Annotated in this window: 23 protein-coding genes; 12 read left to right on the top strand and 11 right to left on the bottom strand. The window is 34.3% G+C overall.

The window, feature by feature from the left end:
• Window positions 1–66 precede the first annotated feature (66 nt).
• The 6 genes from sufB to AMD28_RS00320 form a co-directional block, all read right to left on the bottom strand.
• The gene (gene sufB, locus AMD28_RS00345; protein WP_055442177.1) at window positions 67–1,515 is read right to left on the bottom strand and encodes a Fe-S cluster assembly protein SufB; all 1,449 of its coding nucleotides are present in this window, start codon (window positions 1,513–1,515) and stop codon (window positions 67–69) included.
• Window positions 1,516–1,564: 49 nt separating this feature from the next.
• Window positions 1,565–1,894, bottom strand: coding sequence for a HesB/IscA family protein (locus AMD28_RS00340; RefSeq protein ID WP_055442176.1), 330 nt, complete (start codon window positions 1,892–1,894; stop codon window positions 1,565–1,567).
• 103 nt (window positions 1,895–1,997) lie between these two features.
• Window positions 1,998–3,065 carry a cytochrome-c peroxidase gene (locus AMD28_RS00335; RefSeq protein ID WP_193787275.1) on the bottom strand — a complete coding sequence of 356 codons (1,068 nt, stop codon included), beginning with the start codon at window positions 3,063–3,065 and terminating at the stop codon, window positions 1,998–2,000.
• Between the two features lie 2 nt (window positions 3,066–3,067).
• Window positions 3,068–3,841, bottom strand: a complete 774-nt coding sequence (locus AMD28_RS00330; RefSeq protein WP_055442174.1) for an MbnP family protein — start codon at window positions 3,839–3,841, stop codon at window positions 3,068–3,070.
• Between the two features lie 2 nt (window positions 3,842–3,843).
• Window positions 3,844–5,169: an aryl-sulfate sulfotransferase gene (locus AMD28_RS00325; protein ID WP_241492406.1), complete on the bottom strand. Its 1,326-nt coding sequence runs from the start codon at window positions 5,167–5,169 to the stop codon at window positions 3,844–3,846.
• On the bottom strand, window positions 5,162–6,511 hold the full coding sequence (locus AMD28_RS00320; RefSeq protein WP_083478203.1) for a choice-of-anchor B family protein: 1,350 nt from the start codon (window positions 6,509–6,511) through the stop codon (window positions 5,162–5,164). Before AMD28_RS00320 ends, AMD28_RS00325 begins: the two co-directional genes overlap by 8 nt.
• A 199-nt stretch (window positions 6,512–6,710) precedes the next feature.
• Here AMD28_RS00320 and thiL point away from each other — a divergent pair, with 199 nt between their 5' ends.
• Window positions 6,711–7,763, top strand: a complete 1,053-nt coding sequence (gene thiL, locus AMD28_RS00315; protein WP_055442173.1) for a thiamine-phosphate kinase — start codon at window positions 6,711–6,713, stop codon at window positions 7,761–7,763.
• On the opposite strand, the gene AMD28_RS00310 is transcribed toward thiL, so the two are convergent.
• The 3 genes from AMD28_RS00310 to AMD28_RS00300 all read right to left on the bottom strand — a co-directional run bounded on the left by AMD28_RS00310 (window position 7,747) and on the right by AMD28_RS00300 (window position 9,144).
• The gene (locus tag AMD28_RS00310; RefSeq protein WP_055442172.1) at window positions 7,747–7,971 is read right to left on the bottom strand and encodes a hypothetical protein; all 225 of its coding nucleotides are present in this window, start codon (window positions 7,969–7,971) and stop codon (window positions 7,747–7,749) included. The genes thiL and AMD28_RS00310 overlap by 17 nt on opposite strands.
• Window positions 7,972–8,038: 67 nt before the next feature.
• Window positions 8,039–8,305: a hypothetical protein gene (locus AMD28_RS00305; protein WP_055442171.1), complete on the bottom strand. Its 267-nt coding sequence runs from the start codon at window positions 8,303–8,305 to the stop codon at window positions 8,039–8,041.
• Window positions 8,306–8,370: 65 nt separating this feature from the next.
• The gene (locus AMD28_RS00300; RefSeq protein ID WP_055442170.1) at window positions 8,371–9,144 is read right to left on the bottom strand and encodes an alpha/beta fold hydrolase; all 774 of its coding nucleotides are present in this window, start codon (window positions 9,142–9,144) and stop codon (window positions 8,371–8,373) included.
• Window positions 9,145–9,237: 93 nt separating this feature from the next.
• Here AMD28_RS00300 and brnQ point away from each other — a divergent pair, with 93 nt between their 5' ends.
• The 5 genes from brnQ to AMD28_RS00275 all read left to right on the top strand — a co-directional run bounded on the left by brnQ (window position 9,238) and on the right by AMD28_RS00275 (window position 13,277).
• The gene (gene brnQ / locus AMD28_RS00295; protein WP_055442169.1) at window positions 9,238–10,542 is read left to right on the top strand and encodes a branched-chain amino acid transport system II carrier protein; all 1,305 of its coding nucleotides are present in this window, start codon (window positions 9,238–9,240) and stop codon (window positions 10,540–10,542) included.
• A 7-nt stretch (window positions 10,543–10,549) separates the two neighbouring features.
• Complete coding sequence (locus AMD28_RS00290) at window positions 10,550–11,389, top strand: helix-turn-helix domain-containing protein (protein ID WP_055442168.1); 840 nt, start codon at window positions 10,550–10,552, stop codon at window positions 11,387–11,389.
• A 447-nt stretch (window positions 11,390–11,836) separates the two neighbouring features.
• Window positions 11,837–12,397, top strand: coding sequence for a carboxymuconolactone decarboxylase family protein (locus AMD28_RS00285; RefSeq protein ID WP_055442167.1), 561 nt, complete (start codon window positions 11,837–11,839; stop codon window positions 12,395–12,397).
• Between the two features lie 35 nt (window positions 12,398–12,432).
• Window positions 12,433–12,819, top strand: coding sequence for a cupredoxin domain-containing protein (locus AMD28_RS00280; protein WP_055442166.1), 387 nt, complete (start codon window positions 12,433–12,435; stop codon window positions 12,817–12,819).
• Window positions 12,820–12,923: 104 nt separating this feature from the next.
• Window positions 12,924–13,277, top strand: a complete 354-nt coding sequence (locus AMD28_RS00275) for a hypothetical protein (RefSeq protein ID WP_055442165.1) — start codon at window positions 12,924–12,926, stop codon at window positions 13,275–13,277.
• A 248-nt stretch (window positions 13,278–13,525) separates the two neighbouring features.
• Here AMD28_RS00275 and AMD28_RS00270 read toward each other — a convergent pair whose 3' ends face one another.
• Complete coding sequence (locus AMD28_RS00270) at window positions 13,526–14,182, bottom strand: hypothetical protein (RefSeq protein WP_055442164.1); 657 nt, start codon at window positions 14,180–14,182, stop codon at window positions 13,526–13,528.
• Between the two features lie 165 nt (window positions 14,183–14,347).
• Here AMD28_RS00270 and AMD28_RS00265 point away from each other — a divergent pair, with 165 nt between their 5' ends.
• A complete protein-coding gene (locus tag AMD28_RS00265) occupies window positions 14,348–15,676 on the top strand; it encodes an aspartate kinase (protein ID WP_055442163.1) in 1,329 nt (442 codons plus the stop codon).
• A gap of 860 nt (window positions 15,677–16,536) precedes the next feature.
• Here the strand turns inward: AMD28_RS00265 and AMD28_RS00260 are convergent.
• Window positions 16,537–17,829, bottom strand: a complete 1,293-nt coding sequence (locus AMD28_RS00260) for an aminopeptidase P family protein (protein ID WP_055442162.1) — start codon at window positions 17,827–17,829, stop codon at window positions 16,537–16,539.
• A gap of 181 nt (window positions 17,830–18,010) precedes the next feature.
• On the opposite strand from AMD28_RS00260, the gene AMD28_RS00255 reads away from it, so the two are divergent.
• The 5 genes from AMD28_RS00255 to AMD28_RS00235 all read left to right on the top strand — a co-directional run bounded on the left by AMD28_RS00255 (window position 18,011) and on the right by AMD28_RS00235 (window position 25,338).
• Window positions 18,011–20,851: a WD40/YVTN/BNR-like repeat-containing protein gene (locus AMD28_RS00255; RefSeq protein ID WP_055442161.1), complete on the top strand. Its 2,841-nt coding sequence runs from the start codon at window positions 18,011–18,013 to the stop codon at window positions 20,849–20,851.
• 57 nt (window positions 20,852–20,908) lie between these two features.
• The gene (locus AMD28_RS00250) at window positions 20,909–21,778 is read left to right on the top strand and encodes a hypothetical protein (RefSeq protein WP_055442160.1); all 870 of its coding nucleotides are present in this window, start codon (window positions 20,909–20,911) and stop codon (window positions 21,776–21,778) included.
• 99 nt (window positions 21,779–21,877) lie between these two features.
• Entirely contained in the window at window positions 21,878–22,552 is a 675-nt protein-coding gene (locus AMD28_RS00245; protein ID WP_055442159.1) for a succinate dehydrogenase cytochrome b subunit, read from the top strand.
• A gap of 12 nt (window positions 22,553–22,564) precedes the next feature.
• Window positions 22,565–24,577 (top strand): fumarate reductase/succinate dehydrogenase flavoprotein subunit, encoded by a 2,013-nt coding sequence (locus tag AMD28_RS00240; protein ID WP_055442158.1) that lies wholly within the window; start codon window positions 22,565–22,567, stop codon window positions 24,575–24,577.
• A gap of 14 nt (window positions 24,578–24,591) precedes the next feature.
• Complete coding sequence (locus AMD28_RS00235; protein WP_055442201.1) at window positions 24,592–25,338, top strand: succinate dehydrogenase/fumarate reductase iron-sulfur subunit; 747 nt, start codon at window positions 24,592–24,594, stop codon at window positions 25,336–25,338.
• The last annotated feature ends 121 nt before the right edge of the window (window positions 25,339–25,459 follow it).

Raw genomic sequence — 25,459 nt, 5'->3', positions numbered from 1 at the left:
AAATAAACTTAATTTAATATATTTTGAATTCAATTTATAAGATTCCTGCCTTCGCAGGAATGACAATTATCCTACACTTCCTTCTAGAGAAATTTCTAAAAGCTTTTGTGCTTCTACAGCAAATTCCATTGGTAATTTATTCAATACATCTTTACTAAAACCGTTTACAATTAATGCAATGGCTTTTTCGGTATCAATACCACGTTGGTTACAATAGAAAATTTGATCTTCTCCAATTTTACTTGTCGTCGCTTCGTGTTCTATTTGTGCTGTTTTATTTTTTGCTTCAATGTATGGAAATGTGTGTGCGCCACATTCATTCCCCATTAATAAACTATCACATTGGCTAAAGTTACGTGCGTTTTCTGCGCGAGCGCTAACATGTACTAAACCTCTGTATGAGTTTTGTGATTTACCTGCAGAAATACCTTTGGATATAATAGTCGACTTGGTATTTTTCCCTAAGTGAATCATTTTGGTTCCAGTATCTGCTTGTTGGTAATTATTAGTTACCGCAATAGAATAAAATTCGCCAACCGAATTGTCTCCTTTTAAGATACATGAAGGATATTTCCAAGTTACCGCAGATCCTGTTTCTACTTGTGTCCAAGAGATTTTTGCGTTTTTCTCGCATAAACCACGTTTGGTTACAAAATTGTAAACACCACCAACACCTTTATCATTTCCAGGATACCAGTTTTGTACTGTAGAATATTTAATTTCTGCATCGTCTAAAGCAATAAGCTCTACAACGGCTGCGTGTAATTGATTTTCATCACGACTTGGCGCAGTACAACCTTCTAAGTACGATACATAACTACCTTCGTCTGCAACCAATAATGTGCGTTCAAATTGTCCGGTTCCTCCTTGGTTGATTCTGAAATAAGTAGATAATTCCATTGGGCATTTTACGCCTTTTGGGATGTAACAAAAAGAACCATCACTAAATACTGCCGAATTTAAAGCCGCATAAAAGTTGTCTGTTGTTGGAACAATAGTACCAATATATTTTCTTACCAGTTCTGGATGTTCTTGTATTGCTTCAGAAATTGGCATAAAAATAATACCTTTTTCTGCTAGTGTTTTTTTGAAAGTAGTAGCAACCGAAACAGAATCTACAACAATATCCATTGCGACATTGTTCATTTTCTTTTGTTCGTCTACAGAAATTCCTAACTTTTTATACATCGCTAATAGATCTGGATCTACATCGTCTAATGTTTTGTTAGGATCTACAGCAACAGGAGCAGAGTAATACGCAATAGCTTGAAAATCTGGCTTTGTATAGTTTACATTTGCCCAATCTGGTTCTTCCATTTCTTTCCAAACCTTAAAGGCTTCTAGTCGCCAATCTGTCATCCATTGTGGTTCGTTTTTCTTTTTAGAAATAGCGCGCACAATATCTTCATTTAAACCAATAGGAAATGTTTCAGATTCAATATCTGTAAAAAAACCATATTCATATTCCTTGGTTTTTAGTTCTTCTCTTAGATCGTCTTCTGTGTATTTTGACATATTCAAAAATTTAATTTTAAAGCCTTCCTAAACGGAAGATTTAGTTGGATTATAGCGAAAAAGATTCACCACAACCACAAGTTCTATTGGCATTCGGATTATTAAACACGAAACCTGTTCCGTTTAATCCTCCAGAATACTCTAGTGTTGTTCCTATTAAGTACAAAAAGCTTTTTTTGTCGACAATAATTTTTACTTCGTTGTCTTCAAACATTTTATCTTCTTCTTGTATTTCTTTATCAAATTTTAAATCATAAGATAAACCAGAGCAACCTCCACTTTTTACACCAACACGAACGTAGTCTGTTGTTGCATTGTAGCCTTCATCGGTCATAAGTTCTATAACTTTCTTCTTAGCTATTTCTGATACTTTTATCATATTATTAAATAGATTTTGTCTAAATAGAGTGCAAATATACAATATAAGTCATGGATTTCCATATAAGCTTACATTATATTAGTGATGTTTTTATAAGAAAAATCTATGGATTGATAAAAGCAGGATTGGTAGTGAATGAAGGGTCTGAAAGTGATAAAAGAAATGCTTTTAGGTCTGCTTTATCTGAATTTGAAAGTTGTACACCACCTTGATTCACTTTTTTCATTAATGGATCTATGGTTGGGGAATCTTGTAAGCCTTCGCTATAGTGATTAATGACTTCTTCTAAAGTGTTGAAACGACCATCATGCATGTATGGCGCTGTAAATAATAAATTACGAAGCGAAGGCGATTTAAATTTTCCATTATCTGCTGGGTCTCCGGATACTTCCCCTAAGCCAAGGTCTGTAAATGTTGCGTCTAAACCATTATTGTGAAAAATATTGTCTGTCCAAAGTGGGTTGTTAGGATTTCCATGACAATGAAAACAGTCTCCTTTGGTTTCATCCATAAAAACGTTTAATCCGTTTGTCTCTTGAGGCGTAAGCGTTGCTTCTCCTAATAAATGTTTATCGAATTTAGAGTCTGAAGAAATTAAAGTCCGTTCAAATTGTGCCAGTGCTTTTGTGGTTAATTCTTTCGTGATTGGACTAGCGCCAAATGCTTCTTCAAATAATTGCGGATATTCTGGGTGTTGTTCTAATTTGGAGATTACCGTTTCCCAGGTAGCATTCATTTCTATTGGGTTTGTAACAGGTTCTAGTGCTTGATGCTCTAGGCTGAAAACACGTCCGTCCCAAAAGAATTTTTCGTCATAATTCCACGCTAAATTAAATAGAGGCATCGAGTTACGTGTACCTATACTGCCATCTACACCAACGCTAAACCTATCTGGATCTGTAAATGCATTCCCTGGATTATGGCAAGAGGCACATGCTTGCGTATTGTCTGCGGATAAAATAGGGTCGAAAAAAAGTTTTTTTCCTAGCGCGATTCCTTCCTCCGTTTGCGGATTATTTATTGGAATTACTGGAGGAATAATACGGTCTTCGAATACTTGCGGAATTTGTAACGGACTAGGTGTTGGTATATATATGTTTAGGTCTGAAGGCTCATTAGAACAAGACAAACAGAACACGAAAAGAATACTATATATAAACCGATGCTTCATTTTTATTCTGAAATTTCAGTCAAAGAAAATACATTTTGTCCGTTTTGAAACATCATTACTTGTGCATTAAAATTTGGCATCATCATATTGTGTAATGTATTTAAATCCCATAAATTCGGGTTTTTAAACCATTCGGCAATATTCATATTTATATTAAAAGTTAGGTCTTTTGTTATGGAAACCGGACCTAATTCTACATCGATAAAGGTATCTTGAAAAAGTAAATTATCAGGATCTGAATTATCTACAGCTCTAATGGCGTGATATGCATAACCTGTTTCGGTAGCTGTATTGTCTATAAATTTACCTTCCAATTGCATGTAGTGATAGCCACCACCAAGCATGTCTGGAACGTTCCAAGATTCTGAATTTAAATCGGTGTACGTTTCGCTATAATTGTCTTCGTTATTAAATCCAAATGTAAAAATAACATTGGTGTATTCTCCTTTTGGGATTGGTGTATACGGTTGAAAAAATAAATTGACATCATTAGTTACATCTATTAGAAAATAACCACTGGTGTTTTGTATTTCTCCGTTTGCTTTTTCAAATCTAATGTTAGAGACCAAATAACGTAATTTTTCGATACTCATTTCTTCCCCATTAGCATTCGTGAATTGGATGCTATTGAAGTCGGAATTTGTAACTGGTGTATCGTTCCAGCTATGTGTAAATTTAAATGCTGCGGAAACATTTTTACTTATATTATCATCTGTGTCTTCCGCACATGAAAAGCATAAAATAGAGAAGAAAGCTAGCGCTAAAATCTTTTTCATAATTATTTTATTTTTATTATTAGCAGGTCTGTGAAACCTTTATTATTTGTTAAATCTGCGTCATCACTACTAGATTCTCCAACAGCAACAAAAGATTGGTTTTGTAGTTGTATTGCATCATAAGCAAAATCTATGTTTGTACCACCAACTGTTTTTTGCCAACTTATATTCGCATTGTTATCTATTTTAAAAACCCAAGCATCATTTTGACCATTGTTCGCATTTAAGTCGCCGTCAACACTTCTGGAACTTCCAGAAATTATAAAACCATTGTCTTGTGTTTTTGAGATAGAACGACCAGCATCAAAACTGGATCCACCCATTGTTTTTTCCCAGATTAAATCCCCATCAGGAGATATTTTTATAATCCATAGATCTGCAGCTCCAAGTAAATTGCTAACATCTTGGTCATTACTTCTGGTATCACCAACTACCAGGTAGTTTCCATCATTCGTATTTGTGATGGCCCAAGCTTCATCAATTCCCGATCCACCAAAAGATTTTTCCCAAATAATATTTCCTGTGGTGTCTATTTTTACAACCCAAAAGTCATACGTTCCTTTGTTGTTATTAATATCTACATCATCACTATCTGAAGAACCAACAATAATGTAACCATCATTGGTTTCAAGGGCATCATGAGGTGTATCGGTATAAGATCCTCCATAATACTTACTCCATAATGTATTTCCAGTTGCATCTAATTTAATGGCCCAATAATCGCCTCCTGCATGTTTTGTGTTTCCAGCTCCACCAGAAGCCGAAACATCGAGAATCCCAGTTATAAAGTAGCCATTGTCATTGGTTTGCAATAGTGAAATACCAACATCTACTCCTGAATATCCAAAAGATTTTTCCCAAATAATATTCCCAACGGCATCTAGTTTTGTTAGCCAGTAATCTTTTGCGCCGCTATTTTGGGTTACATCTTCATCATTACTGGCACTTTGTCCTAAAATTGCAAAACCTCCATCTGTAGTTTGAATAATGGTGTTTCCTCTGTCATCTCCAGTACCTCCATAGGTTTTGTTCCATTGTAATAGGTTTTCCGCATCAAATTTTAAAACCCAATAATCATAGCTTTCATTTGGTTTATCTGTGATGTCAAAGTCCATACTTTGGGTGTGACCAAGTACAGCATAACCTCCATCTTGTGTGCTTACAACCGATTGTGCGCTTTCGTTTTTTGTTCCACCAAATGTAGTAATAGCATCTATTTCACCTAGATTTTCTGAGGTAGCTGCATCATCATCCGAGGTACAGCTATTTAATAAAATAAAGGTAAGGCTTACTATTAGGGTTAAAACAATATGTGTTTTGTTATTCACTTTTTCTTACTATTAATAGTCCTCTTTCTATATCGCTAATGATAATGTTTCCGCTTGAAAAATACGGATAAACACTCCAGGCACCATTAAAACTTGTACTATTGTTTTCTGGATGTGTATCAAAAAAACCAGTTTCGGTCATTGTACCAGAAGCAATATTTGTAATATCAATCATTCTTAATCCTGCAGTATAGTTAGCTAGAAAATAAGTGTTTCCTTTTACATAACCATTATGATCTATGGCTGCAGTTGGTCCGAAATAATCTAAATGTAAAGCAGGATTATCTAAATCATTAAAATCAAATACAATGGTTCTTGTGTTGTTACCAAATTGCATTTCATCGATTTCATCTCCAAGAATAAAATAACGAGAATCTTCTGTAAACCAACCTTGATGTGTATAACCAATATTGTTGTACGCAATTGTAGAAATAGTAACAGGGTTAGCTTTATCTGTTATGTCTGCTATTACTACTTCATTTTCATTGCTTCCTATTAAAATTTCACGTCCAAAATAATCAGAATCAGGACCCGTATACGTTACAACTTGTGCGTCATGAGAGTAGCCATTGAAACCACCTTCTGCTATTGGGTTTGTTGGATTTTGAATATTTATAAAATGAGCACCACCTCCAAAGGTGTTAGAGCCTACTGCGTATGCATAGCCAGAATCTTCATTAATAACAATGTTGTGGGCTCTTCCAAATTCGGTATAATGTGCATCTGATGTGAAATTTATAGGAGGATTTGTCACATTTCTTAATTTCGTTAAATCAAATACTTGCATACCATGATTTAAGTTTTGACTACCATCTGCTACAATATAAGCATGGTCGTTATATACTTTTACGTCTCTCCAAAAATTTGCACCATCAGCAGTATCTAATCTTCCTAGAAAAACGGGTAAAGTAGGATTTGTAATATCTACAAAAGCAGTACTGTTTGTCATTGCTATAAGTGCATATTCATTTCCTGTTAAAGGATCTGTCCATCCCCAAATATCACTTCCTTCAGGATTTCCCATTGTGTTGGCTAAAACAGAAACAGGAATATGTGCCATTAAATCATATCCGTCACAAGGATATTCACCAGCCATACCATTAATACATTCAAATAAAGGAGTAGTGGTAACATCATCACAAGTATTACCAATACCATCATTATCATCATCTGCTTGGTCAGGATTTGCAATAGTAATACAGTTGTCTAAATTATTAGGTATTCCGTCTCCATCAGAATCTTGGATAATTATAGCGTCTACTGGCTCGTTATCACAAGAATGCATTAAAGGAGTCAATAAGGTAATTACAAAGATTGTTTTTAAAAGGAGTCTCTTCTTCATGAATTTGGGCATAATAGAAATTTATTATAATATTTTCAGCTTTTAGAGCAAATTTAGGAGAATTATCTACAAAAAACTTGCACTTACTGTTAAAACTATTTTTGGTTCCCTTTTAGTGTATTTATCTATAGCCACTTTTAAATGCTGTTTTATTTAATATTATGGTATATATTTATTTTAAGCTTCTTATTTTTGCAGCATGATAGAAGATAAAAATCAACAACGTACCGCATTAAGTGATTTAGGAGAATTTGGATTAATTGACCACTTAACTTCTCAGTTTGAAATTTCACATAAATCAACAATTAAAGCAATTGGAGATGATGCTGCAGTTTTAGAATTTAAGAATAAACAAATTGTAGTTACTACCGATTTATTAGTAGAAGGTGTGCATTTTGATTTAAGCTATGTGCCTTTAAAACACTTAGGTTATAAAGCGGTTGTTGTTAATTTATCAGACGTGTTTGCTATGAATGCAAATGCCACTCAAATTACAGTGTCTATTGCGGTTTCTAATCGTTTTCCTTTAGAGGCTTTAGAAGAATTATATGCAGGAATTGAAACTGCGGCAAAAATTTACGAGGTGGACGTAGTAGGAGGAGATACTACTTCATCTACTTCTGGATTATTAATTTCTATTACTGCTATTGGCGAAGTTGAAAAAGAAGATGTTGTGTATAGAAGTGGTGCAAAACCAAACGATTTACTAGTTGTGACTGGTGATATTGGTGGTGCATATATGGGATTACAAGTTTTAGAACGCGAAAAGCAAGTGTTTTTGGTAAATCCGAATAGCCAACCAGATATGGAGCCTTACGCTTATATTATGGAAAGACAATTAAAACCGGAAGCTAGAAAAGATATTGTAAAACTTTTTAAAGATTTAGAAGTGAAGCCTTCTTCTATGATAGATATAAGTGATGGTTTATCTTCTGAAATTATGCATTTATGTAAACACAGTAATGTGGGTTGCGATTTGTATGAAGACAAATTACCATTAGATCCTCAAGTAATTTCTACTTGCGAAGAATTTAATTTAGATAGCACAACGGTTGCTTTAAGTGGCGGTGAGGATTATGAATTGCTATTTACGATTTCGCAAGAAGACTATCCTAAAATTAAAGCAAATCCTAATTTTACGGTAATTGGTTATATGACAGAACCAAACGTAGGAATGCATTTAGTAACTAGAGGAGAAACTAAAATACCATTACAAGCGCAAGGTTGGAACTCGCTTAACGATCAAGAATAAATTCTTTTCGTTTTTCTTTTTTATGATGAACTTTTTTTAAAACAGAATTGATTTTCTGAAACTGAGGGGTAAGCGGAATCAAGTTGCCGTTAGCACTTGTTGTCATTTGTTTTTTACAACGTTTGCATTGATATTCTTTCACATGTGCTGTGATATCTTTTGAAACTATAAAGTCATGACCAAAAACGCTACATTGAATAGTGTTCATAGAATTTAATTAGCTAGTTTAGAGCTAAGTAAGTTAGAGGATTTTATAGTTTTTACTTAATAATTACTTAGTTAATCGATGAAGCGTAAGATTTTTCCTGTAAACGCATTATTTTTCTGTTGTATATGCGTTCTAAAACAGAGTTGATTTGTACAAATTTAGGAGTTAACGGAATTAAGTTGCCATTACTATTCGTAGTCATTTGTTTTTTGCAATTGGCACACTGGTACTCTTTTACATGGTAAGTTACTTTTTTGGAAACTTCATATTTGTGTCCAAAAATATTGCAAACTAAATTAGGAATAAAAGCAGGTTTGGTGGTAGGTGTATTCATTTTATTAGCGTTTGGTTATAGTAAACGTAATAAAAAAAAATCATATAAACGGTGAAACGCACGATTTATTCGACGAAATGCATTACTTCTTTTAAAAGTTGGATTGGGTTTTCTATATGACTCATGTGTCCTTCGCTAAAAACTACCGTGTTAATTTGGGTGTTTTTTGTCTCTTTAATTAACTTTTCTCCATCCACTACAGGATCATTTTTTCCTATAAGGATCATTTTTTTACCCTCTAAAGACTGAAATACTTCTTGTCTGTTTGGTCTTAGTCGCATACCTTCCTGACAAGCAATATATCCTTGAACAGGAGTTTTTAGAGCTTCTTTTAAAGCAGCATCAAATTCCGCTTTATATACTGTTTTGCTTTTTTCACTAAATAAATTAGCAAAAGACATACGTACCATATTATTAAAATTGGTTTGTATCATCTTGTTGGCTCGAGCACGAAGTAGTTTGCGTTCGTCATCATCGGCTTCATAAGTAGAGTTCATTAGACATAACCCTTTTAAGTTTTTGTGGTTTTCTTCGGCGAAAGCCAAAGCAACATATCCACCCATAGAATGGCCAGTCATATAATACCTTCTTAGTTTTAAATGATTTAAAACAGCAAGAACAGCTTCAGCCATGTCTTCCATGGTATGCACATATCCTAAGCAAGGTGTTTTTCCGTGACCCAACAAATCGATACAAATTACGCGGTTTCTTTTGGTGAGTTCTGGTAAAAAGGCATTCCACATCGTACTGTTTTCTAGAAAACCGTGTAGTAAAACAATAGCTGTACCTGCACCTTGATCTGTGTAAAAAATATTTATGCCTTTGTGATCTAAAATCATATTTAAACTATATTGTGCAAAGATAATTAAGGGTTTGTAATAAATTGCGACTCTATATTTAAAATAATACATTTCCTTTTACAGCAATAGAATATGAATAAAACTAAAGAATTATTAATTACAAGCTTTGCCTTGTTTTCGTTGTTTTTTGGAGCAGGAAATTTACTATTGCCACCACTTTTGGGGTATCAGGCAGGTGAGAATTGGTTTTGGGTAATTATAGGTTTTGTAATTACTGCGGTAGTAATTCCTATAATAGGTATTTATGCACATGCCAAATTACAAGGTACTTTGTATGATTTTGGTAAAAAAGTGTCCCCAGCTTTTAGTCTTATTTATTGTGTGCTTATTTATATAGTTGCCGTTGCAATTCCGTCACCACGTACTGCAGCAGCTACTCATGAAATTGCAATACATCCAAACTTTAATACTTCCCCTTTACTAACGAGTAGTATCTATTTTATTTTGGTGTTAGTATTTGCATTAAATCGGTCTAAAATATTAAACCTTATTGGTAAATACCTAACCCCATTTATAGTGATTATGTTGCTTTTGGTAATTGGTATTGGTCTGTTCTCTTCACAAATGCTTACTAATCCTTCGCAATTTGAAGCGCCAATTGTAAACGGAATTCTAGAAGGTTATCAAACCTTTGATGCTATTGGAGCAGTGGTTGTTGGAGCAGTAATTATTATATCTATTAATTTAAAAGTTAAAGATTCTTTTGAAGCTAAAAAGGAACTGATTAAAAAATCGGGATTTATCGCAGGATTTGGACTCTTCGTTATTTACGCTGGGCTTATTGCTGTTGGTGCTTTTTATGGATCTGAAATAGATGTGAATAGCACATTAAGTAGTGATATGCAACGCGCAAATCTGTTAACAGGAATTAGTAAAAAAGCATTGGGGACTTTTGGTAATACTATTTTAAGCGTGCTCATTGCATTGGCTTGCTTTACAACGGCAGTAGGTATTGTAACCGGAACAGCAGATTATTTTAAAGGATTAATAAAAGATTCGCAAACCGTGTATGTCATTACAGCAGTGTTGGCATGTGTGATTGGTGTGGTGGTTGGCCAGTTAGATTTTAATTCTATAATCGTCATTGCATTACCAGTGCTATTATTCATTTATCCAATAACTATTGTGCTCATTTTACTAAACGCAATCCCAGATAGATTTGCTTCCAAAACCGTATTTCGAGTAGTGGTTTTACTAACCTTTATTTTTAGTATTCCAGATGTGCTTAATTTTTTAAGCCCTTCCACAGATTTAACACAAGTAATTTCAAGTATTCCGTTTGCAAGTCATAGCTTAGGTTGGGTGCTACCAGCTTTTTTTGGGTTTATATTGTTAAATTTCAAAACTTTTACGACTAAAGCCATAACGAACCAATAGGTACCACATGGCAGAGCAGGACATCACAAGATATTCGTATAAAGATATATTTTCATTGAGCGTTGTTCAATTTGAAAAAGCCTGCGTTTTTAATAAGCCAGAACAAGTAGATGCCTATAATATCTATTGGATTAAAAAAGGAAAAGGCACCTATAATATCGATTTTGAAAGCTATGATTTTCAAGATAACGTGCTGTTCTTTTTATCTCCTGGTCAAGTGTTTGCTGTAGATTCTGAAAAAATTCAAGAAGCCTACAAAATATCTTTTATTCGAGATTTCTACTGCATTCAAACCCACGATAAAGAAGTCGCTTGCAATGGCGTTCTTTTTAATAATGTCTACGAAACTCCTTTTGTGAAGCCTTGTACCAGTGACACCCAGAAACTAGATTTTATATTAGAAGGTTTAATTGAGGAATTTAAAACCAACGAAGCTGCGCAATATGATATGCTGCAAACCTATTTAAAGCAATTCATTATTCATGCCGTTCGCGTGCAAAAACAACACCTTACTATTAAAGAAGACGTAGAAACCAAACTCTTTAAAGACTTTAGCGTATTGGTTGAGCAAAACTATAAAAAGTTGCACAGTGTAACCGATTATGCCAATAGATTAGGACTTTCCCCAAAATCGTTAACCAAACATTTTAATAAAATAGGAAGTCAAACACCAAGCGATTTTATTAAAAACAGAATTATCCTCGAAGCCAAACGCCAACTCATCTACTCTAATGATTCGGTAAAAGAAATCGCCTACAATTTAGGTTTCAATGACGCTGCCTACTTTACAAGATTCTTTAAAAAAGGAACCTTAAAATCACCACTTCAGTTTAAAAAAGAATATTAATTTTTTTGGCGTGACCATAAAGGTCAGGCTGTACGTTAAATCTTTTTTTGCCATATATGGCAGCAAAAAAAGGATGCCACTTCCATCCTTCACGCAATAATTATAGGTTTTTATGCTTCAAAAGCATAATAAAATAGGCATGTCCAAGCATAAGGAACTTTTGTCCATTTTTCAAAGCGTATTCCTGTCGCATCTTTGCAGTGTAATTAATAACTAATCAAAAATTATGAAAACAGAACAAAATATACAATGTCCAAATTGTTGGGGATTTCAAGAATACGACGAAAAACAACCCGACAATAAAATTTGCGATTGTAAAAGTCAAGAGTAAACAAAACAAGGTCACTTCGAGTGATTTTTGAGGCACGAAAAAATAGTATCGAGAAGTTTTTGGTATTAAGAAAAAAGCCTTCTAACAAACATTATTAAAATAAAAAAACAAATATTATGAGCACAAGAATTGAAACATTAGATCCAGAAACAACTACAGGAAAATCAAAAGAATTATTTAATGCAGTACAGAATAAATTAGGATTTATTCCAAACCTAATTAAAGTATTTGGTAATTCGCCAGCAACCTTACAAACCTATTTAAGTTTAGGAGAGTTAACAGGAAGTGGAAACTTTAGCAACAAATTTAGAGAACAATTAGCATTAGCAATTGCCGAAGAAAATGCATGTAACTATTGCTTATCTGCACACACAGCAATTGGTAAAATGAACGGTTTAACGCAAGAGCAAACCGAATTAAGCAGACAAGCAATTGCTGCAGATGCTAAAACACAAGCAGGTTTGCAATTTGCGCAAGACGTAACTAAAAACAGAGGACAAGTATCTACAGAGGCTATTCAAGCAGTAAAAGAAGCAGGTTATACCGATGGGGATATTTTAGAAATCGTTTTAAACGTAGTTTCTAATACGCTTACCAACTATGTAAATCACATTGCAGAAACCGAAGTAGATTTCCCAAGTGTAGAAACAGGAAAATTCACAGTAACTAACAACTAATATTCTAATAATTACAAATCATAAAATACAAAATCATGAAAAATTTATTTATCGCAATCTTTTTAGTAGCATTTTCAATTACAGCTACAGCACAAGACAAAATGACTAAGAGTACAACAGCAACCACTGTTGTTTTAGAACAAACATTAGGAGAATTCACGCAGAAAGAATTAACACTTAAAGAAGGTACTTATGTATTTCAAGTTTCTAATAATAATGCTGCGCCAGAAGTAGGATTGGTTTTAATAGAAGCAGGAAAAGATGGAGCAGATCCTAAAAACCATATTGCAGATGCTTATGTATCGCAAATGGTAAAACATGGAAAAACAGAATCTTCAAAAGAAGTAACACTTACCAAGGGGACCTACCAATATTTTTGTCCTTTTAACAAAACACCACAATATACTTTAACAGTAGAGTAGTTGTTTGATTAATAGTTTTTAGTGTGAAAGCGAGCTTTAGTAAGGCTCGCTTTTTTTTTGTTTTATTTTTCGAATTTTGCTATATTGATTTAAAACTTAAAGTCATGAAAAAATTCATTGTAACGGTATCCTTTATTTGTGTTTGTTTTCTCTCTTATGCTAACAATACACCAAAAGTTGGCGATATATTAATCGTTAAAGCGCCTTCTAGTCAATTTTATAATCATATTGAATTTCCACAATTAAATATATTAGTGAAGCGTGGTAAAATAGCAAGCTATGCTCCAGTTATTGGAAATAAGGTTGTGGTAGAAGAAGTGTTCACAAAAAAGAATAAGACTTATGTCGTTTTAAAAAAGAACGATGGAGCCAAGTTTTTCGGATTGTACTCAGATGTAAAAGCAAATTACCAAAAGGCTATGGATTCTGGTGAATTGGAGTTGGTGAAGCCTCAATGATAGGGCAATGTATGTGTTTTTTCGGCCAATGTTGGTGTTTTTCACCAACATTTAAAAGGACTAATTTATTGAGTCAATATAGGTGTTTTCTCTACCATTGGTTTTATAAATTATTATAGTAATTCTAGAGAGTAATATAGACTTCTGCAGGTTTGTTGGTGCAAAACACCAACAAAGGCGATAAGGTTTTTGTGTTAGAAATAAGTTCATTAAGCCAATGTTGGTGTTTTTCACCAACATATTTAACCTTAATTCTTCAGGTTTTTAATTACCGAAAACGCCTTATCCACCACATGATCTTCCACTAAAACAGTAAACTCGTTGGTAGTAGAAACCACTTCGTAAATCGGAATGTTCTCCCAAGCCAAACGCTTAAAAATCTGATAATATAAACCTGATATTTTCGAATTGTCTTTTGGTAAACGTACGCTAATTGCAGATAATCCTTCTTGCAATCCAATCTGGTTTTCGGTAGTAAAACATCTTAAAAGCGCTTTCTTTTCGGAGCTGGAAATAATAATATTACTCTCATAAATCCCTCTAGTAAAGGCGTAAAAAATATCTTTATTAGTTTCTACTTGCTCTAAAATTTTGGAGTGACTTTGGATTAAGGTTTCCGAATTTTGAAATGTAAAATCCGTCAAGTTAGAACGTACCGTAATATCTCCTAGTTTTTGTAAAGTACTTTTTAATTTTAAAGAATGTCGTAAGGTGTTTGGCGTATTGTATCTGCGTAAAGCCATCATGATTGCTCCCGATTTTACTGGCTTTCCTAATAAAGCGCTTATTGGCGTATTTAATTCTTCGGCTAATGCAGAATAGTTAATAATACTTCTGGACAAGGCTTCTTCTAGAAAGGGTTGTGTGATTAAAATATCTTCTACACAAGAGGCAATAGTTTTCATAAATGGTACTTTGTTTAATGGTGTGCTTCTGTTCTTCCGCGCTATATGCGAAATTAAATAAATTGTTAATTATTTAACAATTTGTGTAAAAGTAGTATAATTTTTTCATTTTTATGGTTAACAACAACGTACTAAGTAGCTTTACACTATAAAATAGTTAAGATTATGTTGGTATTAAAATTTGGAGGTACATCTGTTGGGTCTATAGAAAATATGATTCATGTAAAGGATATCATTAATAACGGACAACAAAAAGTGGTGGTTTTGTCGGCAATGTCAGGCACTACAAATGCATTAGTTGCTATTTCAGAGTACATGAAAAGCAAAAATATAGAAGAGGCTCTTATTGTGATTGATGCCCTAAGAAATAACTATAGTAAAACCATTACGTCTTTACTGAGTAATACAGCTTTGCATACCGAAGTTTCTACCTATGTAAATTCTATATTTAAGGAATTGGAAACCTTGGTGAACAAGCCTTATTCTATCTTATTATATAACGAAATTGTAGCGCAAGGTGAATTGTTGTCTACCTTTATTTTTAGTCGTTACTTACAACAAGAAAATATAAATGCAGTTTTATTGCCTGCTTTGGATTTTATGCGAATTGATAAAACCAACGAACCAGATAACTATTATATTCAGCAGAATTTAAACCGAATTATTACGGGAACTCCAGATGCAGATATCTACATCACACAAGGTTTTATTAGTCGTGATGCCGAAGGAAATATTGCGAATTTACAACGTGGTGGAAGCGATTATACGGCAACCATTATTGGTGCTGTTTTAAAAGCGGAAGAAGTACAAATCTGGACCGATATTGACGGATTCCATAATAACGATCCGCGTTTTGTTGAAAATACCAAAGCTATTTCTAATTTGTCTTTTGATGAGTCTGCAGAGTTAGCATATTTTGGAGCAAAAATTTTGCATCCACAAACCGTAATGCCAGTTCGTGCATTAGATATTCCAGTGCGATTAAAAAATACCATGTCGCCAGCATCTTATGGTACCTTAATTACTAACGAAGTGCATGGAGAAGGTATCAAAGCAATTGCTGCAAAAGATAACATCACGGCAATAAAAATTAAATCGGCTAGAATGTTACTAGCACATGGTTTTTTAAAGAAAGTATTTGAGATTTTTGAGCGTTATGAAACGTCTATCGATATGATTACTACTTCCGAAATTGCAGTATCGTTAACTATTGATGATACTACGCATTTAGAACCTATTGTTGAAGAATTAGAACGTTTTTCAATTGTAGAAGTAGATGATTATATGAGTATTGTATGCTTGGTTGGGAATGCCATTATTTTTCATGCCGATACACCAAACTTATTTCAGATTTTACAAGATGTGAGCGTACGTATGATTTCTTATGGTGGATCGAATAACAATATCTCCTTATTAATTAATACTAGTGATAAAGTGGAAAGCTTGAAAAAACTACAGCGTTATGTTTTTGAGAGTGATAGTGTTTTGGTATAGTGGATTCTTTTTATGATTTTTTTGTTGGTGGAAAACACCAACAAAGGCTAAGTGTTGTTGACGGAAATCAGCATCGAAGGCTGAAATATACTGATGATATCTAGAAGAGCGCTTTGCGCATTTCTTTCAACTAATACTCGTTTTTGGCAGCCAATGTTGGTGTTCTTTACCAATATTTAAAGTGTGAATTCAGTCCATGATGATGTTTTTTCATCGCCATGTAGGATGTGAATTATTACATAGTATAATCTTCTGTAGGTTTTTCACCAACATGTAGAATATAAGTTGTTGGTCCTTTAACGATTGATTGTGTTTACTGGCAAGGTGTTGTTTCCTTTTCAAATTTATTTATATGGCATCGCAATTAAGTCTAGTTTGCTTTGTTGCAGGAAAACACCAACAAAGGCAAAAAGACAAAATAGAATATTTTAGGTAGAATTACTTATTTTTTTACCCGCCAATGGTGGTGTTTTTCACCGCCATTGAGAACACAAATTAGTATACAACCTTAATCTACAGTAGGTTTTGTTGGTGGAAAACACCAACAAAGGCAAAGATGGTTTTTCAACAAATGTTTATTTTTTCTAGCCAATGTTGGTGTTTTTCATCAACATGGAAAGTATGATTTATAAGAGAGATTCTAGGGTGTGTTATGTTCTTCTATAGGTTTGTTGGTGAAAAACACCAACAAAGGCAAAAAGACAAAATAGAAGATTTTAGGTAGAATTACTTATTTTTTTACCCGCCAATGGTGGTGTTTTTCACCGCCATTGAGAACGCAAATCAGTATATAAACTTAGCTAAAAATTTGGCATAAAAAAACCTCTAAAAAGAGGCTTTTTTTATAAGTATAATGATTTTTATTTATTCATGATTTCTTCAATCTCATCCGCTTCAATTGGTATGTTACGCATTAAATTGAATGGTTCTCCCGTTTTTTGTATCACGACATCATCTTCAATACGAATACCGAATCCTTCATCCGGAATATAAATTCCAGGCTCTACCGTGAATACCATATTGGCTTGCATTGGCTCTGTTAAAATTCCGTAGTCATGGGTGTCTAATCCCATGTGGTGACTTGTTCCATGCATAAAGTATTTTTTATATGCTGGCCAATCCGGATTTTCGTTTTGTACATCTGCTTTGTCAATTAAGCCTAAGCCTAAAAGTTCACTGGTCATAATTTTACCAACTTCTACATGATATTCTCCCCAAAGTGCTCCGGGTACTAATAATTTTGTTGCTTCGTTTTTTACTCTTAAAACAGCATTGTAAACTGCTTTTTGTCTATCGCTAAATTTTCCAGAAACAGGAATCGTTCTAGTCATATCACTCGAGTAATTTGCATATTCTGCACCAACATCTAATAATATTAAATCGCCGGCTTTACACTCTTGGTTGTTTTCTATATAATGTAGAACATTCGCGTTGTTACCAGAAGCAACAATTGGTGTGTAGGCAAAACCTTTTGAGCGATTGTTTAAAAACTCATGCATAAACTCTGCTTCAATATTATACTCCATAACCCCAGGTTTTACAAAGTTTAATATTCTACGGAAACCTTTTTCAGTGATATCACAAGCTTGCTGAATGAGATCTAATTCAATCTGGTCTTTTACAGAGCGTAAACGTTGTAAAATAGGATTGCTTTTAGCAACAGCATGCGCAGGATATTTTTCTTTTAACCACTTCGTGAAACGGTCTTCACGAGTTTCAGTTTCTACATTTGCTCTATAATGCTCATTGGTGTTTATATAGACCGTTTCTGCTTGTGTCATTAACTCAAACAATACTTTTTCTAAGTCTTGTAACCAATACACGGTTTTAATTCCGCTTGTTTTAAATGCAGCTTCTTTGGTAAGTTTTTCACCTTCCCAAACGGCAATATGTTCGTTGGTTTCTTTTAAAAAAAGAATTTCTCTATGCTTCGGATTTGGGCAATCTGGAAAAAGAATAAGTATGCTTTCTTCTTGATCTACACCACTTAGAAAAAAGATGTCTCTGTGTTGTGCAAATGGTAAAGTGCTATCTGCACTCACCGGATAAATATCGTTAGAATTGAAAACAGCAAGACTTTTTGGCTTCATTTGAGAAGCAAAATTTTTACGGTTTTTTATAAAAAGTTGGCTGTCTATTAATTTGTATTTCATTGAAAAATTGTTTTAAATTCCCTTTAGAAAAGGAATTTTATTTTTGAATTCCGTTAAGTGTATCAAAAATAAGAAGTTTAAAATACAATTGTTATAAAAGCGTCTTAAAATATGGCGCCTTTTTTCTAATTGCTTTGTACCTTTTATATTTATAAGTATCTTCAAACTTTAAATCGCTATTATGAAAATTAGAGTCTTTTTTACGTTTTTAATCTTTTTTATTCTTTCTGCGGAAGCGCAACAACCAGCAACAGCTTCCAGCTTGGTTCAAAATGCTTTAAAAGAGAAACAGGTATTAATAGAAAACTCGCTAGTTAAAAATATTCCTTTTGAAAATATTGGGCCATCCATAATGAGTGGTCGCGTTGTCGATATAGAAGTGAATCCAGAAAATACCATAGAGTTTTATGTGGCGTATGCGTCTGGCGGATTATGGCATACCCTAAACAACGGGTCTACTTTTACACCTGTTTTAGATACTGCACAAACACAAAATATTGGAGATATTGCTGTCGATTGGAAAAACAGTATCCTTTGGGTTGGTACTGGAGAAAACAATTCTTCACGATCTTCGTATGCCGGAATTGGTATTCTAAAATCGAACGATAACGGAAAAACATGGACCAATGTTGGATTGCACGATTCGCATCATATTGGTCGTATTCTTATTAACCCGAATAATCCAGAGGAAGTAACAGTCGGTGTTATTGGACATTTATATTCGCCAAATGCAGAACGCGGAGTGTATAAAACGATAGATGGTGGAAAAACATGGAAGCAAACCCTTTTTGTAAATGATGTAAGCGGAATCATAGATCTACAACATGCACCAAATAATTACAATATCATGTTTGCTGCTGCTTGGGAGCGCGATAGGAAAGCTTGGCATTTTAACGGAAACGGAAATAATTCCGCGATATATAAAAGTACAGATGCAGGAGAAACTTGGGTAAAAGTTTCCACAGAAGCTAGTGGGTTTCCAACAGGAAATGGTGTTGGTAGAATTGGATTGGCAATTTACGATGATAATACCATATATGCATTGCATGATAATCAATTCCGAAGAAAAGAAACCACAAAAAAAATAGATAAGCGTGGTTTAACAAAAGAAGATTTTAAAACCATGAGTTCAGAAGACTTCTTGAATCTAGAAGAAAAAAAGCTAAATGGGTTTTTAAAAATGAATGGTTTTCAAGAAAAGTATCGTGCAGAAAATGTAAAGCAAATGGTGCGTAGCGGTAATGTAAAACCAGTAGATATAGCGCATTATTTAGAAGATGCAAATGCAATGCTTTTTGATAGTCCGGTAATTGGCGCTGAGGTATATAAAAGTATCGATGGAGGAAAAACGTGGAGCAAAACACATGAGGACTATCTAGACGATTTGTATTACAGTTATGGGTATTATTTTGGAGAAATCCGCGTGGATCCGCAAGATGAAAATGGTATTTATGTTATGGGAGTTCCTATATTAAAATCGAAAGATGGCGGAAAAACTTTTGTTTCTATCAGTAAAGAAAACGTACATGCAGATCATCAGGCGCTTTGGGTAAATCCTAAAAAAGCAGGGCATTTAATTAATGGTAATGATGGTGGATTAAATATGAGTTATGATGATGGTGAAAGCTGGGAGAAGCTAAATGTAAATGCTGTTGGGCAATTTTATACCATAAATGTAGATAATGAAAAACCATATAATGTATATGGCGGTTTGCAAGATAATGGCGTTTGGGTTGGTGCAAATAATGCACGACAAGATAAGGGTTGGCAGCAAAGTGGTCATAATCCTTGGGAGAGTTTAATGGGGGGTGATGGTATGCAAATCGAAATAGATTCTAGAAATGCGAATCTGTTGTATACCGGTTATCAGTTTGGTAATTATTATAGAATTAATCGCGAAACTAAAGCGCAGAAATACATACAGCCAAAACATGAATTGGGCGAAAATCCGTATCGATTTAATTGGCAAACACCAATATTACTATCGCCACACAATCAGGATATTCTGTATTTAGGTGGAAATAAATTAATGCGTTCTATGAATCAAGGGGACGATTGGAAAGCAATTAGTCAAGATTTAACTAATGGTGGAAAAAAAGGAAATGTAGCCTATGGAACCTTAACAAGTATTAGCGAATCTCCTTTTGCGTTCGGACTTATTTACACCGGAAGTGATGATGGATTGGTACATATAACGAAAAATGCAGGTGGAAGCTGGCAGAATATTTCAGCCAATTTGCCAAAAGATCTATGGGTAACAAGAGTTATCGCTTCACAACACAAAAAAGAACGCGTTTATGTAACTTTAAATGGCTATCGTTGGGACGATTTTAATAGCTACGTGTATGTTTCCGAAGACTATGGCAATACTTGGGAAAGCATTCGTTCTAACATTCCAATGTCGCCAGTAAATGTTATCAAAGAAGATCCCGAAAATGAAAACATTCTCTATTTAGGAACCGATAATGGTGCCTATGTTACTTTTAATAAAGGAGCGAAATGGGAAGCATTTCATAAAAATTTACCTGCAGTTGCTGTACATGATTTAGTAATACAACCAGAAGCTAAAGATCTACTTTTGGCAACACACGGAAGAAGTTTTTATAAAACCAATATTGCTCCGTTACAAAAAATGAATGCGAATATTTTAAGTAAAAACACAACGCTTTTTCCTTTTGAAGATGTACGCTATTCGGCACGTTGGGGAAGTTCCTGGAGCAAATGGTTTGATGCAAATACACCTCTAGAAATTATTAAGTTTTATGGGAATACTTCAGAAACTAAAGAAGTTAAAATCCTTTCGGAAAAACAATCCGTTTTAAATACTATTTCTGTGGAAGCAGATAAAGGATTTAACTACGTAGATTATGATTTGTCATTAACCGAAAACGGAAGAAAAGCGCTTCTTAAAGAAAATACAAGTATAGATATTGAGGCTGCTAAAAACGGAATGTATTATTTACCAAAAGGAACTTATTTTATTCAGATAGACGCTGAAAAAGTGAAATTTGAAGTGAAGTAGCAGTATCTAAAATACTATTTCTCCTGTTTTCAAGTTATTAGTGTAAACCAATAAAACATGAAAACGTTCTATTTTATTTTTTGTAGCTGTTTGATGCTATTGTCTTCTTGTACTGATGCTAATGACGAACCAAATACTACTTCCGAAGCCAATTTAATTATCAAACTAGCATTTAATTCTACCCAAGAACGATTGGGTAATTTTGGAGAGCCTGTTTCTGTTGCGACAGGAAATGCTGCGCAATCGCCTAGTATAAATAGAATGAGCGCGAATTATATTGAATTTGCACCAAATATGTTAACAGCATTAGGAACTGGTGAAATTGTTTTCTCCGGAAGCGAAACAACATCTGGAGGCGAAAAAGCTATCGATTTTCAAAATGCAAGATTTGCAGGAAATAACGAAACTTTTTTAACTATTCCTTTAAGTCAAGTCGCTGCAGGAGATTATGAATGGGTTCGTGTGTCTTTAGCGTATCAAGAAGGAGATATTGATTTTTTAGGTGAAGACGGAAACGATTATACCGGAACACTGGCGAGTTTTGTTGGCTATAACACCTATGTTTCTACTTTGAATTTAAACGGAACTAATATTGCGGTAAACGCAAACAGATTACAAGGTTTTTGGGCTTTTGAAACTTTAGGGTTTACGGCACAAGGTCAAGCGCCGGAAGGAGCGACCACAGTTCCTAATCCGTTGTTCGATTCGTCACCAATTCCGCAAGGTTCTTGTGTGGTAACTGGAGAATTTGAAAACGGTCTAGCTATTTCAGGTGATGAAACCGAAGATGTTGTTGTAACCTTATCCTTTTCCACAAATAATAGCTTTGAATGGACAGAAGTGCATGCCGACGGCGAATACGAGCCAAGTGCTGGAGAACAAGTAGTAGATATGGGGCTTCGTGGCCTGATACCGAGCGTCAATTAATTAAATCCATTCTAAATAAATTTTTAAAAGGCATTTTCACTTGCTTGCGTTAGCGTTGCTTGTTATATTTGTGTAATTATAATCTAACTACACAAAATAATGAGCGGAATTTTAAATTCTTCGATTGGAAGAAAGTTTGCCATGGCACTTTCGGCACTCTTCCTAATGATTTTCTTATTACAACATTTTGCAATCAACCTGTTATCGGTATTCAGTCCAGATGCATTTAACGATGTTTCTCATTTCATGGGAACTTTTTGGGCAATTCAATATCTATTGCAACCGGTATTAATTTTTGGTGTTATTTTCCATTTTGTAATGGGATTTGTACTAGAAATTAAAAACAGAAAAGCACGTACAATTAGCTATGCCAAAAATAATGGTGCTGCTAATTCTAGCTGGATGAGTCGTAATATGATTTACAGCGGACTAGCAATTTTAGCTTTTATCTGCTTACACTTTTATGATTTTTGGTTACCAGAAATTAATACAAAATACATTCAAGGCGATATGTCTGGATTACTTGCCAATGGCGAGTTTAGATATTTTGAAGAACTACAACACAAGTTTGTAGATATCTGGAGAGTGGCATTATACTGTATTGCTTTTATATTCTTAGCATTACATTTATTACACGGATTCAATTCTGCATTCCAATCGGTTGGAGCAAACAATAAATACACAAAAGGATTAAAAGGATTCGGAAAAGCATATGCGATTATCATTCCATTAGGATTCGTTTTCATTGCATTATTTCATCATTTTAATCACTAAAAAATATCTAATATGGCTTTAGATTCAAAAATACCAAAAGGTCCAATTAAAGATAAATGGACAGACTATAAAAATCATATCGACTTAGTAAACCCTGCAAACAAGCGTAACATTGATGTTATTATTGTTGGTACAGGTTTAGCTGGTGGATCTGCTGCTGCTACTTTAGCAGAGCTAGGATATAACGTAAAAGCATTTTGCTTTCAAGATTCTCCAAGACGTGCGCATTCTATTGCAGCGCAAGGAGGAATTAACGCAGCGAAAAATTACCAAGGAGATGGTGATTCTACCTACAGATTATTTTATGATACTGTAAAAGGTGGTGATTATCGTTCTCGTGAAGCTAACGTATACCGTTTGGCTGAGGTGTCTGCAAATATTATTGACCAATGTGTTGCACAAGGAGTTCCTTTTGCAAGAGAATATGGTGGGTTATTAGATAACCGTTCGTTTGGTGGAGTATTAGTATCTCGTACTTTTTACGCAGCTGGACAAACAGGACAACAATTATTATTAGGAGCATATTCTGCTATGAACCGTCAAATCGGTCGTGGTAAAATCAAAATGTACAATCGTCATGAAATGCTTGACGTTGTAAAAGTAGATGGAAAAGCTCGTGGAATTATAACACGTAACTTAATTACTGGAGAAATCGAAAGACATTCAGCGCATGCTGTTGTTTTAGGAACTGGTGGTTATGGTAACGTATTCTTCTTATCGACTAACGCGATGGGATCGAATGTAACAGCAGCTTGGAAAGCACACAAACGTGGTGCTTATTTTGCAAATCCTTGTTACACGCAAATTCACCCAACATGTATTCCTGTTTCTGGAGATCATCAGTCTAAACTAACGTTAATGTCTGAGTCTTTACGTAATGACGGACGTATTTGGGTGCCAAAACACATGAAAGATGTGGAGGCTATTAAATCTGGGACATTAAAACCTAGAGAATTAGCTGAAGAAGATAGAGATTACTACCTAGAACGTAGATATCCTGCATTCGGAAACTTAGTACCTCGTGATGTTGCATCTCGTGCAGCAAAAGAGCGTTGTGATGCTGGTTTTGGTGTTAATGCAACTGGAGAAGCTGTATTCTTAGATTTTGCTTCGGCAATTCAACGTTACGGAAAAGAAACTGCACACGTTAAAGGATTAAATGAAAATGATGCTGCGCTTGTTAAAAAATTAGGGCAAGAAGTAATTAAAAATAAATACGGAAACTTATTCCAAATGTATGAGAAGATCGTAGATCAAGATCCATACAACACACCAATGATGATTTATCCAGCAGTACACTACACAATGGGTGGTGTTTGGGTGGATTATAACTTAATGACAACCGTTCCTGGTTTATACTGTATTGGAGAAGCTAATTTTTCTGATCATGGTGCAAACAGACTTGGAGCTTCGGCTTTAATGCAAGGTTTAGCAGATGGTTATTTTGTATTACCTTATACTATTGGTGATTATTTATCCGATGATATTCGTACGGGAGCAATTCCAACAGATTCTAAAGAATTTGAAGATGCGGAAAAAGAAGTTAGAAAAACATTAGAATTCTTTGTTACTAATAAAGGGCAACACTCTGTAGATTATTTTCATAAGAAATTAGGGAAGATCATGTGGAACAAAGTTGGAATGTCTAGAAATGTGAAGGGTTTAACCGAAGCTATTTCAGAGATTAAAGAACTTAGAGAACAATTCTGGAAAGAAGTAAAAGTTCCTGGAACTAATGAAGAATACAACGAAGAATTAGCAAAAGCTGGTCGTGTTGCAGATTTCTTAGAATTAGGAGAATTATTCGCTAAAGATGCTTTAAACAGAGAAGAATCTTGTGGAGGACACTTTAGAGAAGATGCAGTAGAATTAGATGGGGAACAAAAAGGAGAAGCAAAACGTGATGATGAAAACTTCGCATATGTTTCTGCTTGGGAATACAAAGGAGAACCTAGCGATGCTGTTTTACATAAAGAGAACTTAGAGTTCAAGGATATAGAATTAAAACAAAGATCATACAAATAAGGAAAGCTATGAATATGAATTTAACACTGAAAATTTGGCGTCAAAAAAACGCAAGTGATAAAGGGAAAATGGTGGATTATAAAGTCACCGATATTTCTCCAGATATGTCTTTCCTTGAAATGTTAGATGTTTTAAACGAACAGTTAATAAATAAAGATGAAGAGCCAGTAGCTTTCGATCACGATTGTCGTGAAGGAATTTGCGGAATGTGTTCTTTATATATTAACGGAGAAGCGCATGGTCCAGATCGCGCTGTAACAACGTGTCAATTACATATGCGAATGTTTAAAGATGGAGATACCATTACTATCGAACCATTTAGAGCAACTGCTTTTCCTGTTATTAAAGATTTAATTGTAGATAGAACTTCTTTTGATAGAATTCAACATGCTGGAGGATTTATTTCTGTAAATACTTCAGGGAATACTATTGATGCGAATACAATTCCTATTAATAAACACGATGCAGATACGGCTTTTGATTCTGCAACTTGTATTGGTTGTGGTGCTTGTGTTGCTTCTTGTAAAAACTCATCTGCAATGTTATTTGTTGGAGCGAAAGTTTCACAATTTGCATTATTACCTCAAGGTAAAGTAGAGGCTACAGATCGTGTTTTAAACATGGTAAAACAAATGGATGAAGAAGGTTTTGGTAACTGTACCAATACTGGAGCTTGCGAAGTAGAATGTCCTAAAGGAATTTCTTTAGAAAACATCGCGCGTATGAATTCAGAATACTTAAAAGCATCCTTAAAAGGATAATATTTGTTATCTCAAACTGTCACACTGAGCTTGTCGAAGTGTAGTTTCAGGATTTCATTATAAATTAAAATCTCAAGAGCAATCTTGAGATTTTTTGTTTAGCTTTAACCTTTAATTTTTG

It is taken from the genome of Lacinutrix himadriensis (genome assembly GCF_001418105.1).
Taxonomy (GTDB): Bacteria; Bacteroidota; Bacteroidia; order Flavobacteriales; family Flavobacteriaceae; genus Oceanihabitans; species Oceanihabitans himadriense.
This window is presented reverse-complemented; position numbering and strand designations above follow the sequence as displayed.